Below are 16,298 nucleotides of genomic sequence, written 5' to 3' on the forward strand. Positions count from 1 at the left end.
CTACGTGTATTTGGGTTTACCGTCTTTGTCCCAGAGTCCCCAGTAGGCACCGACGTCGCCCTCTGCAGCGACCTTCCACTCCTCATCGAATGAGGAAAAGTAAAAGACATCAATGTTTTCTTCTTCCGCCCACTGATAGGTGTCAACAAAATATTTTATCGCGCTTTGTAATGACGGTACCGATCCTTCAAACGCCGTACCTCGGTCTGGCCAACCGGTTTCGGAGATGATGACTTTTTTGCCATTCGCCACACGCTGCGCTTGTCGATACATGTCCTTCATATAGAGTAGTGCGTAATCGGCCGGGCAACCTTCCCAAAAGGGGTAACAGTTGGTTAACAACACATCGCAGGCATCGGTGACTCTCGGAAAATCAACAAATTTGAAGTAGGCGTCAACATAGCCTACGGGAATGCCCGTTGTGGCTTCCCTCACACGCTGAATGTAGTCGATGAGTTGCTCTTCACTGAGATCCTCGCGCAGTAGAACTTCGTTGCCCACAGCGAGTATGTTGGCGTGGCCAGCTTGTGCGATGTCTATTGCATTGTGAATCTCGATTTCGTTTTGCTCGAGATTGTCATCGAGCCAAATGCCAACCATTGTCTTTAGGCCCATCTGCGCCGCAATGGCCGGGATGCGTTCGTTGCCTTCGCTGCAGGAAAACGAGCGCAACCAATTCACGTAGGACGCAATGATGCTCATGCGTTCGCGAATCTGCTCATCGCTTAATGCGGACCCTGGGCCCTGGCCTTCGATGTAGGGGCTGAAGGACAATCCATGAATCTTATTCGATAAGAGTTTTCGGACCAGGGCGCGGAGTTGCTCTAGGGATAGCGCCGCCACATCGATGCCGGCCAAAGAGAGTTTTCGGTGATAGAGATTGGACATAGTTTTAATCGATCAGGTGTGAAGAAGAGCGGGGGAGAAGCGAACATCGACGCGTTTGATCTCGCCTTTGCGATTAAATAGGGAATCAGCGGCTTTCGGCGGCAGACTCAGATTGTCGATACGATCCTGTTTATCGTCGGTATACCTTATACCGGTTGAACCGCCGCGTTCATCCAGCGTGTACACGAAGGGCACCTGGCACCAAGTAAACGCCAAGCTGCCGGGTTCGAGTTCAATAGATTGCCATTGATTGTGAACATCCAGATATCGAAATGGTTGCGATGTTGTACAGAACTCCTGCCGACGTAGGAGAGCGGGGTAAATACTGACCTGCCCATGTTCGACTCGCAGCCCTAGTTCGGCAAATCGACATATGACTTCTTCTTTCACCTGTCCGGTCATGCCAGGCTGGCGTGCACCAGATCCACTCGGCGTGTGGGAGTATGGATCGGTTGGAAACGCGCCATATTCATGCGGTGTTTTATTAAAGCCAATGCCGTCGCGGATCGTGTAATACAGCTCGCCGAGTCGTTGGCGTTCGGCCGAATTCGCGGTGTTGGTATAGAAGTTTTCCATTACGGCGAGCAGTAGCTTCGACACCATATGCCAGTAAATCGACCCCAAGCCCTCAAATCCAAACATCGTGCCAGAGCGACCGGTAAAGGCTTTGTGCTTGAACACCTGTTCAAACAGCGCACAAATCGGCCCCCGGGCAGCATCGATTTCGTTAGGGTAGTTGGCGGTCGCATTGTCCAGCGCGGCATTGAGATCCCCGACATTGCGAAAATCGGGATTAAAGCGGATGACATCATTGCTGTCTCGTGCCACCAACCGCTGATCGCCCGCACGGAGCATCGATTGCAAGAGTGGGATATCGTGTACCAGCTTGGCATCAATGCGATTTTTCTCGAGAAAACCAGGCAGTGCGCGATCGGGGTAGAGCATGAAGCTATGTTGATCGGCGCGATAGATATCGCTGGCGTAAAGGTTCTCGAGGATGTCGATGACCTGTTGCGCATCGAGTGCACCGGCACTGAGTGCGGCCACTTGCCCTTCCAGCATCGGATAGAGGGTGTCGACCGAAACGCTTTGCTCGTTGATGCCAATCAAATTGTAAGCATTGTAAAGACCGTCGCCTCGTTGGTTGGTGCCGATGCTATGATCAATGCACGCGATGGCCCGATCCAGCATCTTTTGTATCTCCGCGCTGTCACAATCTACTCTTCGCGAGAAGCCTTCCGCATAGACCCGTTCGCGATAGCGCCCCGACGCCTCGCCAAGCGTGGTCAGAGCACTGAACCGATCGTTGTCGTCGAGTGGACCGTTGCCAAGCAACGGTTGAACATCGGCCAGCGCGTTGCTTGTGTCCATCAACCAATCGTTCACTTCGCTTGATAGATTAAACGGCTGGCTTTCGCTTTGAAGCAGATCGTTAAGAAAAAGTGCATAACGGCGCATATAGTAGAGCGTGACCATCGATAAGCCGTGCCCCACCAGCGCGTTGTTGGCGTCATTCCACTCAGGTCGCTGAGTGGTGAGCCAAATACCGCCGTCGATCACCAGATTGCCAATTTTCGCAAGTAGCGGTACGAGCAGCTTCTCAATGAGATTGACTTGATAGACAGCGCCTTCTTGGTCGAGGAGCAACTTGCCGTCAGCACCCATCGACGTGACGCGCTCGTTGATCAGGTGTTCGAGACCTTCGTCAAAACGCACGGTGTTTTTCGGGTCACTCATCAGCTCGCCGTATGACACGATTCGATACGGTACATTGGCGTAGCTAAACACGTCCCGTCGCAATAGTGCGCTTAATGCGCCGGGATGAAAATCGCGCGATTGTTCAAGCAGCTTGAGCAAATAAATGATCTGGTGATCGCCCCAATAACCAATATAGCTCCAAGGGTTGTCCGGTTCTTCCACTTCCCAGTCGATGCCTTCCTTGGTGATGCGGTACGGGTTGTAGCCGTCAATGGTCGATGCATTCACAAATTTGGCAATGACGCTCTCGATGAAACCGGGGTAACTCCACAAGAGTGCTTCCCAGTTTTGAAAAATATCCCGCCAATTGCCTTGGTAGGACAGCACGCCTTCCCCTTCTTCGTTCTTTACTTTGATCTCGAACAAGTTCCAGGGGCGACTCGGGTCACCATGTCGTCGCCCAAACGTAATGGGCAGGTATTCGTAGGTTAGGCGTGCGAGCTGTTCATCATCTTGCGCATCGACCTTGGCGAGCAGCTCGCCGAGCGATATAGGTGTGGGCAGCGCAGCCAGAAAATCGGCGTGATGGTTAAACGTGGCATGACTAAAATGGCGCACCGAGTCGGCGTAGTCGCGACTGGGTATACGATATTGATCGACGAAAATGCCGCCACGCATGACATTGAACAACACATTGGCATAGTGGTGCGTTGAGACATTCTCTTCAGCGGTCGCCTGCAATCCATCGCTGCGCGCCATGATGCGTTCGAGATCGTCGCAACCTAGGGCGATGGAGCGAGTAATGGCGTCATCGAGCGTGCTGGGGTCTTCCAGCTGTTGGTTGAGTTTCACCACGTCGGCCTGACTGCGCTCAACGTCAGACACGATACGCCACGAACGCGAAGTGCCTGCCTCGAGCGCACGCTGCAAGCGAACAAAGTAGGCACCCCGAATGCCACGCGTATGCGTCTCGGTTGTGAACGCTTCACCCTGCCTGAACGCTCGGAGCTGTTTGTTCGAAATGGCTCTGGCGACAATGTCTGCGCCCACGCTGAACACGGTGGTGGCACGCAGAGATTCACTGGGCTCCGCTCGGTCTGTGATGCCCGAATAGAGCGTGAGGCAGGCAAGACCGGTTTTCTCGTCAAGCTCCGACCACTTATACGCATCGACTAAATTGCTACTGTTCGTTTGCGCAAAAGGTGGGGTGCCAGCGGGCAGTAGGTTTTGCAGTCCATCGACGATGTCGATGTGTGCTTCGGCGTTCCCGTCATTGATGAGCTGACTGTCGCGTACAAAACCAAACGCATCGCTCGTTGCCCATGTATAGCGGAAGGTCAACTGAAGATCGTGGTTGATTTCTTCAAAGCACAGCTTATTGCCCAAAGTGTTCTTATAAAGATTGCGACTGAGTGAATACAGCCCGTCGTGTTCGCGATTGAACGGCTCCCAGCAGACTTTATGCCCAACACGAACAATGGTTTTGGGCCCCGTGGTGCCCGCGTTGTCATGAATCTTGTCAACGGTCACATAGGGAAACAGCGCGGTTTCAGGGGCCACCCGACCGGCCGTCAGGCCACCGGTGGTGGACACGAACAACCAGTGATCGAGATTTGAAACGATGCTCATGAAAAAGGGCTTCATCTGATCGACATGGCGGATGGCGTAGTAGCGCTCGCCCGCAAAGTCGACAAATTCGCCCGAAACGGTCGGTGAGGTCATAGTGGGTTACTCGTCAAGAATGAGGCGGCCAAAGATGCCCGCGTCGATCCAGCCGCGATCGGTGGCGCCTTCTAGCACCGCTTCCGAGCCAATAAAATTTTCGCGAATGTCGCTGCCGTCGTTGTCGCAATAGGCGACCATCAGCCCCATGACTTTGCCAGAGGTCAGCGGTACGGGCTGATTGTCGTCGGCGCCATCCACGTAGTTGTCGGCATACACTTCAATGGCCACTTCCCAAATAATTTTGTCACCCTGTTGCCGCCAACGACTGTTTACATGGTGGGAGTAGCTTTGCGCCTGTTGGTTTGTGCCGATATCAATCGCCTGATTATCGAGTGATAGGTGATAGGCAAACGCATTGTGGTTGTACTGATGGTTGCCGCCCGAAAAGTCCTCATCGAGAAAAATCTCCAAACAGTCGTCGTCCCAATACTGCACGAGCGGGTCGCGATGAGTATCAATCAAAATATCGTCGGTAATTTCGGCAAGAATATAAAGGTGCGTGGGTGTCCACATCACCTTGTACCGGCCGTTAAAGTCAGCCGACGTGTGCTCGGGTCCTAGCCAGCGGTGCTCAAGCGCCTGCCACGGGGCGCTGCTCCAGACTGCGTCGGTCCGGCCATCGATAGTCGGTGCGCTGCGTGCGGCAGGGGCGTGATAGGTGGTGCGCCCGGGTGCATGGGTTGTGCTGGCGCACGCGGTGGTGCACAAGCCGGTGAGCGCCAGAACAAGCCAGGCGCGGAAAAAATGTGAGCGAGTGATCATAGAGCGTTCCAGTCAAGCCATGTGCGTCGGGTTCAATGGGTGGTGTCTCAGCACCAGCTGCCCCGCTAAGTGCCTTCATTGTCTGGCGAATTGACAGCGCTGTCAATCTGAAAATAACGCTGGCCGAATTGGAATGTTCCCCGTGCGCGTTATGGGTGGTAGAGGCGGCTGTCGAAATTTAACATCATGTATTAATTGGTTATTTCGGCCATTTATCGCGCACTCGACTGTTCCATCGACACGTGCCGTCTACCCGTTAAGGCTGGGGCCGTGAGATGATGACTGTCTCGTGTTTCTCATCGGTTAGCCGTGTGACAGTAAACGTATTTGGTCTCGATTTCACCAGCCGACCTAGCCGCGGCAAGCCCATAACGTGTGCGGTGTGTCGTGTCGACGGGCGTACACTGCACGTCCGTCGTGTAGACGGGTTTGAGTCCTTTGCCGAGTTTGAGGCGTTTTTACTTGCCGACGGTCCGTGGGTTGCGGGCTTCGACTTTCCGTTTGGCCAATCGCGTCGGTTCATCGAGAACATCGGTTGGCCCGCTAGCTGGGCGGAGTACGTCCGGTATGTGGCCACCCTAGAGCGTCAATCGTTTCGCGATCAGCTGGATAATTATCGTGTGGGCCGGGCGGATGGAGACAAAGAACATCGACGGAGTACCGACGCTCGCACTGGGGCCATCAGTCCACAAAAACTGTATGGCGTACCGGTTGGACTGATGTTTTTCGAAGGGGCTCAGCGACTACTAAGCAGCGGCGTAAACATTCCCGGGTTGTACAGGGGAGACAACCGCCGCACGGCCTTTGAAGTGTATCCGGGCGTATTGGCCAGGCGTGTGACGCGCCAGGGTTATAAGAGTGATAGTCGTGCGCTTCAGTCCGAAGCGCAAAAACAAGCGCGGGCGGATATTCTGGCCTATCTGCGCGGCGAGGGCTGCCGTCAAGATTATGGACTGGTGGTTACGATCGAAGGGACCTTAAACGAGGACCCGTCGGGTGACACACTCGATGCAGTGATGTGCGCCGTACAGGCCGCTTGGGCCCATCGCCAGGGCGACACCTTATTGCGTCGTCTTTCGGATGACCAACAGCTTGAGGGTTGGATCGCCGACCCGAAGGCGTTTGAGCCAGACGTTTGATGAATCGGATCGCCGACCGGCAAGCGTTTGCGCCAGACGTTTGATGAAAAGGGCAGCATCGACCTCGTGGGGTGTTCTATGGCCACCCAGTCCGGGTCCTATGACGTTAGGTGTACGTTGAACGCATAGCAGAGCGAGGCCGATTTATCCGGCCGCGTCACGCAGCCGCTGCGCAGCCACTTCGGGGGTAATATCGCGTTGTTTCTCGGCGAGCAATTCGAAACCCACCATGAACTTTGGAATCGTGGCCGACCGCAAGGCGGGCGGGTAGATGTGCATGTGTAGCTGCCAGCCGTCGTCGTTTGACGCAGGCGCGCTGTGCCAACCCATCGAGTAGGACATGGGGGCATTAAACAGGCCGTCATACTGTGTGAACAGTGTTTGAATCAACGCGGTGAGACCCGCCTGCTCGTCAGTGTTGAGGTCGTGCAGTCGGGTAACGGGCCGGCGCGGCAGCACCAGGGTCTCGAAGGGCCACGTCGCCCAGTAGGGAACAAGAGCCACCCACTCATCGTTCTCGGCGACGAGTCGTTCCGCAAGTTCACACTCTCGTGCGAGATAATCCATGAGCAAAATGCGGTCGTAGCGCTGCTGATACTGACGCTGTTGGTCAGCGACTTTCGCCGCCTCGGTCGGCAAACAGTCGATGGCCCATATTTGGCCGTGTGGATGGGGACTGGAAGCCCCCATCAGGCCACCTCGATTTTCAAAAATCTGCACCCATTCGAATTCTTTTGAGAGCTGCTCGCTTTGGTCCATCCACGCGCTGACCACTCGACCAATTTTGTCGGGCGGCATCTGGTGAAGGCCTAGATTGTGCTCTGGGCCGTAACAGATCACGCGACAACGGCCACGCACGGGCTCGGCCACGAACAGGGGGTCGCCGCTGCTTTGAATATCGGATTCATTGAGCAATGCGGGAAAGTCATTGTCGAAAATATACACATCATCGTAGTCGGGATTAATGACGCCGCCGGCGCGGCCATTGCCTGGACACAGGTAACAGTTTGGGTCGTAAGAGGGAAGCGGACTCGTGGCGTCTCCCTCATGCCCTTGCCAAGGCCGCTGTGTGCGATGAGGCGACACCACCACCCATTCTCCCGTGAGCGCATTACGGCGGCGATGTGGTGTGTCGAGTTTTCCCGACATGGGGCGTCTCCTGTTAAGCGATCAGCTGCGCGCCCCCCGATGGGGAGGAGCTATAGGTTTCAAGTTCAAGGCCGGTGGCTTCTTTGTATCGCTCAAAGAGCGTTTTAATAATGGCGTCGCGTCGATCGTGCTGAATGAGCGCGACAGCGCAACCACCAAAGCCACCCCCGGTTATGCGCGCACCGTATAGGCCCGCTTTAGGGCCAAGGTCATGTGCAATGGCATTGAGCGCATCCAGTTCCGGCACGCTGGTTTCATAGTCTTGCGACAAAGAAAGATGGCTTTGATGCATTAGCTCGCCGGCTTCTTGCCAACGTTGTGCCTGAATAGCGGCCACCGTCGCGCGTGTGCGCGCATCCTCGGTGGTTACATGCCGCGCGCGCTTAAAACGCAGTTCGCCGAGCGCGTCGCGGGCAGCGTCAACCTGTTCAGGCGTGACATCCCGCAGATGACTGACGCCAAGAATACCGCACGCCTCCTCGCACGTGGCGCGGCGTCGGGCATACGCGCCGTCGCGTAATTCACGACTGACTTTGCTGTTGATAATGAGCACGGATACGTTTGGATCCGCGATCGCAATATGCTCGACATCCAGCGACCGGCAGTCGAGAAACATCAGATGGCCTTCCTGTGCATAGGCCACGCAAAATTGGTCCATGATACCGGCCGGCATGCCAGTAAACGCGTGCTCAGCGGATTGGCACAGCGCCGCGAGGTCCTGGTCCGGCACGCAAGTGGGATCAAGGTGCTGAAGCAGGCGCGCGATACCAAGCTGCAGGGCTGCGCTGCTCGACAAACCGCAGCCCATGGGAACCGCTGACATGACCATCAAATCCAAAGCGGGCATTGCCATGCCGCGCTGTTGGAACTGGTCGACAACACCTTTGAGGTAGTCCGTCCAGGTGTGGCTCACACTCAGTGCTTCGCCGTCGACGCCAAACGATTCTTGGAGCTCAAGATTGACGCTATATACCCGTATGCCCGGTGCGCTGCGCGGTGCCGCAGCCATCCATATCGCGTGATCAATGGCCATGGGCAACACAAAACCATCGTTGTAATCGGTATGGTCACCGATGACATTCACGCGACCGGGAGCGCGTACAAACCATTTTGGTTCGTGGCCGTACCGCTCAACAAATCGTTGACGAAGTGTTGTTTGCATTGTCAGGAGACATGTCCTGCGGCGCCGGCATCGCGCGCGAGTTCAAGCTTGATGCGCTCGATGGTGTCCATCGCGGCGTCGTCATTGACTAACCGATTATGCCGTTGGATCAGCGCATTGAGCTGAAAAACGGAGATGAGCATCGCATAGAGTGGTGACAAATATCCGCGCTGACTAAATTCAGTGAGCGTCTCCGCGTCGAGCGCCTGAAGCTTCTCTTCGTCGATCGTATGCAGACCATTGATAGTCTGCGCGGTGTCATTGTGAAACAGCACCTGGATGCTCAGTTCTTTGATTAGGCCGGCGTTCTCAATGGTGTTAGCGAAGTGTTTGGTCTGATGGTTCGCTTGAAGCTGGGCATCGAGTTTGCGGGTGAGTGCATCGAGCCAAGGGGCTAACTTTCCGTCAGCATGAAAGAGCGCATCGCCTTCGCTATTGCTAAAGGCATCCGCAGAGGAATCAAAACCGACGGCACGCTGGTCGTCACTACCTGTATTGACCAAATAAAACGGAAACGTCTCGATGACTTGAGGCAGGTACGTGGCGTGCCATTGCTGCGAGTCACAAAACAAATTTCGCTCGATCTGCAAGCTCGTCACAATCGAGAACGACCAGTCGCCGCTGTCAGTGTTACGCGTGAGAAACACCGGGAAATTACTGACGGCCTTGGCGATTTCTTCTGCACGAATGGGCAGGACGTGGTGTTGCGACGCAAAGCGAACGCCGCTATTGGGGCGAAGACGGAGGTCAGCGTGTAGTGCGCTATCGAGCAGTGTCGGTGAGGTCATGATTGAGTTCCAAAAGGGGTTTAACTAAGCCCGGGCCGCTAGCCATTGCTCGATGTAATCGCGGTGCGCTGGCAACTTTTGCAACATCTGTTGAGTGAGCTGCTCATTGCGTTGAATAATCTTGGTGGCGTGCTCACGTTCACTGTAAAGATGCGCGTGATTACTAAAGTCTGGCCGGAATCCCATGCCATACAGCACATACTGATAGCTCGCGGCAGGGAATAGCTCGACCGCGCTGTCAAAATCGCTGCGTAGCGGTCCGCGATATTGCCACATAGCAAGGTCTTCTTTGAGCGAGTCTGGAATCGTGTCGGGATCGCGGTGAGCCGCCCAATAGGGTTCGGGTCGTTGATTGAGCATGTAGTGCAGTTTTAGAAAATCGATAATTCGCTGCCAGCGATAATCCATCTGCTGGTTAAACCGCCGCGCAGTAATCGGCATGATGTCGCCGCTAGGCGGTAGATTCTCCGCGATATAGCGCGCGGAAATTTCGACCAACATAATGGCGGTGGCTTCAAGTGGCTCCACAAATCCAGCCGATAAGCCGACGGCTACGCAGTTGTGTTTCCAATATTCGGCGCGATGACCCGAGCCAAACTTGATGTGTCTCGCGTCAAGCCCGTCTGCACGATCGCCTAGGTACGCGCGTAAATTGCGCTCAGCTTCGTCATCGGATAGGTATTGCGACGAATAGACATGGCCAACGCCGCGTCGGGAGGTGAGCCCGATGTCCCAAATCCAGCCAGCGTTTTGCGCCGTGGCAATGGTGTGACAGGCCATAGGATCTGAATCATTAGCGTAGGGCACTTGCATCGCTAGAGCGCGGTCGTTAAACAGCACATCGTCTTTTTGCAAAAAGGGCACGCCGAGCTGTTTGCCGAGCAACAACGACGCGAAGCCTGTGCAATCGACAAATAAATCGGCTTCGAAAAGCCCGCGCTTTTCGAGCTGAACCGCGGTAAGTGCTCCCGATGCATCTTGTTCGGCAGACTGCACGGTGTCGACCACGTGCTGAACGCCCAACTGATCTCGACAGAATTCCTTGAGTAGGTCGGCAAAGGCACCCGCGTCGAGGTGGTAGGCGTAGTTGCATTGACCCTGGTAATCCGATTCGGTGATGGTGCGCGGCGCGAGTCCCGCCTCGCACACGTGCTGCTGAAAATTCGATTCCGTCGCGTAGTTGGCGATGTCGGCGACATAGGGCGCCAGATCGATGCGCCCATAGCCTAGCGGCACCGTGAATGGGTGGTAATAAAAGTCGCCGTTGCCGTGCACCCAATCGACGAATTTGCCGCCCTGCTTGAAACCCGCGAAGCAGCGCCGGAATAGCTCGCTTTCTTTGATGCCGATTTGCTTGACGGTGTTTTTCATAGTCGGCCACGTGCCTTCGCCGACGCCCACGGTGGGAATGTCAGCCGATTCCACGAGGCTAACGATAAGATTGTCGGCGTGTTGGTGATGGGCCGCGATAATGCCGGCAGTCAGCCAGCCTGCGGTGCCGCCGCCGACGATTAAAATGTGCTGTATGGGCTTGCTCAAGGTTGTCTCTCGCTATGCCGAAATGAGGCCGCTTTTACGACCCTAAGATTAGCAAAAAAAACGGCCCGCGAGTGTCCCCGCGAGCCGTCGTTTTGGTGGGTGCCGCGCCCGTTAGTACTGGTAGCGGAATCCAAACGCGTATCGCGAACCGTTGTCTTCAATACTGTAGACCTGGTTGGCAAAACGCCCTGTCTGTCGCCGTTCTTCTTCGGTGATATTGATGCCTTCGAAGAACAGTTCAAGATTGTCGCGTAGGTTGTAGCTGGCGCTGATGTCCCACTGACCAAAGGAGTCAGTGTTGATCGGCTCGCCGTTGAACCCGTTGTCGATTTGTTGCAGGAAACCTTCGCGGTTGTTGTAGGCAATACGCGCCTGCAAAATGTCGGTCTCGTAAAAGAACACAATATTTTGCGAGTCACCGAGGCCCTCCAGCGCAAAGCGCTGAGTGGTGTCGGCGGTGAGCTGCACATTACTGTCCACAATCGTTGCGTTGGCCTGGATGCCAAAGCCGTTCGCCCAGACATGGGTCACACCGATTTCGTAGCCCGTCACCCGTGCCGATTCACCGTTTCGCGGACGGCTCACCGTGTAGACCTCTTGCTCACCATTCAACTCTTCCGTGGTGCCCACAATGTCCACGCCCGGGTTGGCAGGATCAACCAGCGCGCCCGGCGCACACAGTGCGTCTCCGCAACGGAAATCAGGTCCGAGGCGGTTGGTCAACGTGAAGGTCTCTGGGCCGGTGAGAGTGGTAATGAAGTCTTCCACTTCTTTATTGAACACCGTAAACGTCGCGTTGCTGTTTTCGGCGTAGTACCACTCGAAGGCGATATCCCAGTTGCTGGAACGGAACGGTTCAAGCGATGGGTTACCCCCGGACGCCGTGAGGTTTTGGCGACGCGGCTCATTGAAGTTGGTTGACGGTGACAGCTGCGACATGGTCGGGCGAGTCAGTGAATCATAGGCCAAAAATCTCAGCACCATGTCGTCACGAATGTCGAGCTTGGCGGTGAAATTGGGTAGCAGATTCGAGTAGCTGTCGCCTTGCGTGATGTCCGTAGCCGGGCCCAGCACGTTCGAGAAGAGCGTGAGGTCGGTGGTTGGGATCACATCGACGATGAAGCTCTGCACCGCGTCTACGTCGATATCGGTCTGAGCATAGCGCGCACCCAGTTCAACGGTCAGCGGCATATTGCTGAGTTCAAAATCAAAATTGAAGTTGAAATACAGACTGGTCACGTCTTCGTTAATGGTGTACCGATTGTTCTGCAGCGTCGGTGTAATCGGGTTACCAGACGAAGCGAGAAAATCGACGTAGGCGTCACCATCATACGTGTAGAACGTATCGATTAAGCCTGGGAAGAAGTTGTTGGCGGTAAACGGTCTAAAATCGATTGTGGCGTTGGGGGCGGCTGTGCCATAGCCACAAAACGCACACTGATTGCCGAATATCTGGAACGACTTCTTCTCTCGGTCTTGATTGTAGACACCAAATTTGGCGCCGGTAAATGCGCCCGCGTCAGCAGCAAATTCGAAATCAAGCTTGAACTCGGTGATTTCATCTTCGGCGGAAAAGACATTGCCTTTTTCGTTGTAGTGCAGTCGCGACAGGCTGGCATCGGGCAACGCACCGTTACCAAAGCCATCGTGCGAAACGACGGGGGTGCTGCCGGTTCCATCAAACTGGTAGTTGTTGATGATGCCGACTACGTTGAAGCGGTCACGGCCGGCACGGTCATTCTCAGCCGACGAGGTTGATGCGTCAAAACTCGCGGTGAGTCGGTCGTTCACGTCCCAGGTCAGATTGAGACCAAAGCCGTTGTTGCTGACATCCCGTGAGTTACGTGTTGTCGACACAAAGTCAGTGGCGGGATCGCCGCTGCCCTGGTGAAGGTCGATGCCTTGAGTAAACTGCACCAGCGTGTTGGTCGCGGGGTCCAGCGTGCCTGAACCCACGCGATCGGGCTCAAACCAAGATGCCAAGTCAGTGACTAGAGAATCGACTTCGTATTCCGAGACAAAACCATCCACCGTGACCGTGATGTCATCAGTCGGCATAAACTGGAAAACGAGATTGGCGTTGGTGCGCTCACGTTCCTGATCATCGACGATCTGGTCCCAGTTACGCGGGATAAACGCGTTGGTAAACAATACGCCGTCATTGCGGTTCGAGATCGTTTGACCTGGGCGCCAGCCCGCCGTCTGAATGCGGTTGATCTGCACGTCTCGCTGCTGATGACTCACCGAAAACAACACCCCAGCGCGATCGTCCGCAAAGGTGTTGCTGACAATCAGCGTACCGGCCGGCGTAATTTCCTCAGAAAGACTCTCGTAGGTGCCTTTTAGTGAGCCTGCCAGTTGGAAGCCCTTCTGGTCGAAGGGACGCGCCGTTTTAATGTTGATGGTTGAGCCAATACCGCCCTCTTGCAGGTCTGAACGGGCGCTTTTGTAAACATCCGCACCAACAATCAGTTCAGACGCGAGTGTGTCGAAGTTGAATGAGCGATCCGGCGCATCGGTGGCGACTTGACGGCCGTTCACCAGCACGGTGTTAAACGAAGGACCAAACCCTCGCACGGTCACCGCGCGGCCTTCACCGCCATCGCGATCGATCGACACGCCTGTGATGCGCTGAAGTGACTCAGCGACGTTGAGATCCGGAAATTTGCCGACGTCCTCGCGAGCGATGGAGTCGACAACGCCGGTGGCGGCGCGTTTCACGTCGGCGGCCCGACGCAAACTGCCGCGGATACCGGTGACCTGAACTTCTTCAAGCACCGTTTCCTGGGCAACCGCCCCGGGACCGGTGCCGAGCACTAGCGCGCTCGAAATTGCGGCCGCCAGCGCGGTCTTTTTAAAGACCCGTTGTTGACGAACAGATGACTTCATTAAGATGACCCCCCTAAAAGATCGTAAGATGTTTGCCTGGAAAGGGCGACGAAATTGGCGTAGAAACAACACGCGATTTCGAACACTTTTTAATGTAGTACAGGCTGTGGTTTTAGTAAACTCCCGTGCTATAACAGCGGTTTACAAATTCAACTGATGTTCGTACAAAACATCAGCATTTTCCGGAGACGCAAAAAATGTTTGGTGTGTGCTACTACCCGGAACACTGGCCTCAATCGCTCTGGCGTAGCGACGCCCAGAAGATGGCAGAACTGGGTTTGCGCTACGTGCGAATCGGCGAGTTTGCCTGGTCGCGACTCGAACCGATCGAGGGTCAGTACGCGTTTCGTTGGCTGGATGAGGCGATTGATACGCTGGTGGCGGAAGGGTTGGAAGTGGTGCTCGGCACGCCCACTGCGACACCACCTAAGTGGTTGATTGATAAGTACCCAGAAGTGCTGCCGGTTGATCCAGAAACCGGCCGCGTGCGCGGTTTTGGCTCTCGCCGCCATTACGATTTTGCCAGTGATCGCTACCGACAGGAGGCGTTGCGCATCACCGAAGTGATGGTCAAACGCTACGCGAACTATGCTGGCGTAGTGGGCTGGCAAACCGACAACGAGCTCGGTTGTCATGACACCACGCTCAGCGCATCACCGGTTGCCGAAGACGGTTTTCGCCACTGGTGCGAAGCACGCTATGGCGAAATTGATGCGCTCAACGCAGCGTGGGGGAATGTATTTTGGTCTATGGAATACCCTTCGTTTGGTACCATAGAACTGCCGGTCGGAGCGGTTACTGAAACCGCACCTGCGCATCAACTGGCTTGGCGGCGCTTTGCATCGGACTGTTTGGTTCGTTTCCACAGCGACATGGTCGACGTGATTCGCGCGCACGCACCGCATCAGTTTGTCACGCACAACTTTATTCCAATGGAAGATACCGGGGCGGACAACCATGCGCTCGCCGCACCGCTCGATTTCACGAGCTACGATAATTATCCCCTGGGTCGAACCGAACAGTTTTTTGCGGATGCACCGGACGATCAATTTAGGCGTTACATGCGCACGGGGCATCCAGATTTGTCCACCTACCTGTTCGATCAGGTGCGCTGCTTGAGCAAGCGCGGTTTCTGGGTGATGGAACAACAGCCCGGCCCCGTTAATTGGGCGGCGCACAATCCCAGGCCGGCGCCGGGCATGATTCGTCTGTGGACGCTGGAGGCGTTTGCGCATGGTGCCGAGTGCGTCAGCTATTTTCGTTGGCGGCAGGCGCCATTCGCACAGGAACAAATGCACGCCGGCTTGCTGCGCCCTGACCACACTGAGGCGGCGGCATGGCCCGAAGTGGTCAGCGCGATCAATGACGCAAAAACGTTAGGTGTGGATTCCCTGTCTCAGCCGACCGCTCAGGTTGCGATCGTCACGTCGCCCGAGAGTTTTTGGGTGAGCGAGATTGAAAAACAAAGCACGGCGTATGCGTTTAACCGCGTGCAGTTTGACTATTATCGAGCGCTTCGCGCCCTGGGAATAAACGTTGATTTTGTGTCGCAATCTTCCGACCTGTCGCCGTATTCTCTTGTGGTTGCGCCCAGCCTGCCGATGCTCAGCGAGGAATTTATCGCGCGTTGCCAAAGGAGCGATGCGCGTTTGGTGTTTGGCCCACGAAGTGGTGCCAAGACGCCCGAGTTTGGCTCCCCGCCCACCTTGCCCCCTGGACCACTTCAAGCGCTGATCGACTTACGGGTGCTCACGGTCGAAACACTACGCCCGGGCTGCACGGAATTGTTGCGCTACGCGCGTGAAGGTTTTAAAGACTATGCCAGCACACTGTGGCGTGAGGAGCTCGATGGGAGCGGGGTCGATGTGCTGGCGCACTATCATGACGACGCGCCAGCGGTGGTGGCCAATGATCGGGTGGTCTATATCGGCACACTCACCGATCGCGATTTTCTGGAAGACCTGTTCCGCCACGAATGCGACGCGCTGGGCCTGAGTATTCAGATCGCACCGCCGGATGTCCGGCTACAGCGACGCGGTGATTTGATGTTTGCCTTTAACTATTCAGACCAACACGCCGAACTGTCACTGCCGGATTCGACGCACATTGTGTTGGGGTCCGATCCGGTGTCACCCCGAGATGTGACTGTTTGGAAGGAGTGACGCGGTTAGAGCGCGTCTCTTCTCGCCGGCCGACTAAACGGGTGTGTGCCGCGCGTTTTTTGTTCAACCCACCGACAGTCACCGTTTACACGGCGTTTGTCACCGCCGTATCGGTGTGATATCACCCTGTTTGGCGTATCCATTGCCTGTGCAAAGACGGTGCGCGTTCAATTTGCTGCGAGACCATCATGACACTACAACTAGCTATCTTCGTTGGGCTGACCGGCCTCATTGCGTTCTTGACGTACTTAAAATGTCGCAACGCGCCATCGACAAGCGGTATGTCGATCGAGGCCCAAAACAAAGAAGTGTTTCTGGCAGGCGGTGGCCTCACTTGGGTGTTTGTCGCCGGGTCGGTCACCTTAACCAATCTCAGCACCGATCAGCTAGTGGGCAT

At 55.4% G+C, this 16,298-nt stretch carries 11 protein-coding genes; 3 read left to right on the forward strand and 8 right to left on the reverse strand.

What is annotated here, in order from left to right; genetic code table 11:
- Genes AAF465_02870 through AAF465_02880 form a run of 3 tightly spaced genes read right to left on the reverse strand, consistent with a single transcriptional unit; the run spans nt 1 to nt 5,073 of the window.
- Nucleotides 1–888, reverse strand: coding sequence for a glycosyl hydrolase family 17 protein (locus AAF465_02870; protein ID MEM7081650.1), 888 nt, complete (start codon nt 886–888; stop codon nt 1–3).
- Nucleotides 889–900: 12 nt separating this feature from the next.
- Entirely contained in the window at nt 901–4,308 is a 3,408-nt protein-coding gene (locus tag AAF465_02875; GenBank protein ID MEM7081651.1) for a hypothetical protein, read from the reverse strand.
- A gap of 6 nt (nt 4,309–4,314) precedes the next feature.
- The gene (locus AAF465_02880) at nt 4,315–5,073 is read right to left on the reverse strand and encodes a CBM9 family sugar-binding protein (protein MEM7081652.1); all 759 of its coding nucleotides are present in this window, start codon (nt 5,071–5,073) and stop codon (nt 4,315–4,317) included.
- A gap of 311 nt (nt 5,074–5,384) precedes the next feature.
- Here AAF465_02880 and AAF465_02885 point away from each other — a divergent pair, with 311 nt between their 5' ends.
- Nucleotides 5,385–6,212, forward strand: coding sequence for a DUF429 domain-containing protein (locus AAF465_02885; GenBank protein MEM7081653.1), 828 nt, complete (start codon nt 5,385–5,387; stop codon nt 6,210–6,212).
- A gap of 144 nt (nt 6,213–6,356) precedes the next feature.
- On the opposite strand, the gene AAF465_02890 is transcribed toward AAF465_02885, so the two are convergent.
- The 5 genes from AAF465_02890 to AAF465_02910 all read right to left on the reverse strand — a co-directional run bounded on the left by AAF465_02890 (nt 6,357) and on the right by AAF465_02910 (nt 13,739).
- Nucleotides 6,357–7,361, reverse strand: a complete 1,005-nt coding sequence (locus tag AAF465_02890) for a UDP-glucose--hexose-1-phosphate uridylyltransferase (GenBank protein ID MEM7081654.1) — start codon at nt 7,359–7,361, stop codon at nt 6,357–6,359.
- 13 nt (nt 7,362–7,374) lie between these two features.
- Nucleotides 7,375–8,523 carry a galactokinase gene (gene galK / locus AAF465_02895; protein MEM7081655.1) on the reverse strand — a complete coding sequence of 383 codons (1,149 nt, stop codon included), beginning with the start codon at nt 8,521–8,523 and terminating at the stop codon, nt 7,375–7,377.
- Between the two features lie 2 nt (nt 8,524–8,525).
- Nucleotides 8,526–9,311, reverse strand: a complete 786-nt coding sequence (locus AAF465_02900) for a SapC family protein (GenBank protein MEM7081656.1) — start codon at nt 9,309–9,311, stop codon at nt 8,526–8,528.
- A 24-nt stretch (nt 9,312–9,335) separates the two neighbouring features.
- Nucleotides 9,336–10,850: a tryptophan halogenase family protein gene (locus tag AAF465_02905; protein ID MEM7081657.1), complete on the reverse strand. Its 1,515-nt coding sequence runs from the start codon at nt 10,848–10,850 to the stop codon at nt 9,336–9,338.
- A gap of 111 nt (nt 10,851–10,961) precedes the next feature.
- Nucleotides 10,962–13,739, reverse strand: coding sequence for a TonB-dependent receptor (locus AAF465_02910; protein MEM7081658.1), 2,778 nt, complete (start codon nt 13,737–13,739; stop codon nt 10,962–10,964).
- Between the two features lie 197 nt (nt 13,740–13,936).
- On the opposite strand from AAF465_02910, the gene AAF465_02915 reads away from it, so the two are divergent.
- Nucleotides 13,937–15,901 (forward strand): beta-galactosidase, encoded by a 1,965-nt coding sequence (locus AAF465_02915; protein MEM7081659.1) that lies wholly within the window; start codon nt 13,937–13,939, stop codon nt 15,899–15,901.
- Between the two features lie 188 nt (nt 15,902–16,089).
- On the forward strand, nt 16,090–16,298 hold a 209-nt coding region (locus AAF465_02920), incomplete at its 3' end, for an SLC5 family protein (protein MEM7081660.1).

The organism is Pseudomonadota bacterium (assembly GCA_039028935.1).
Taxonomy (GTDB): Bacteria; Pseudomonadota; Gammaproteobacteria; order Steroidobacterales; family SZUA-146; genus SZUA-146.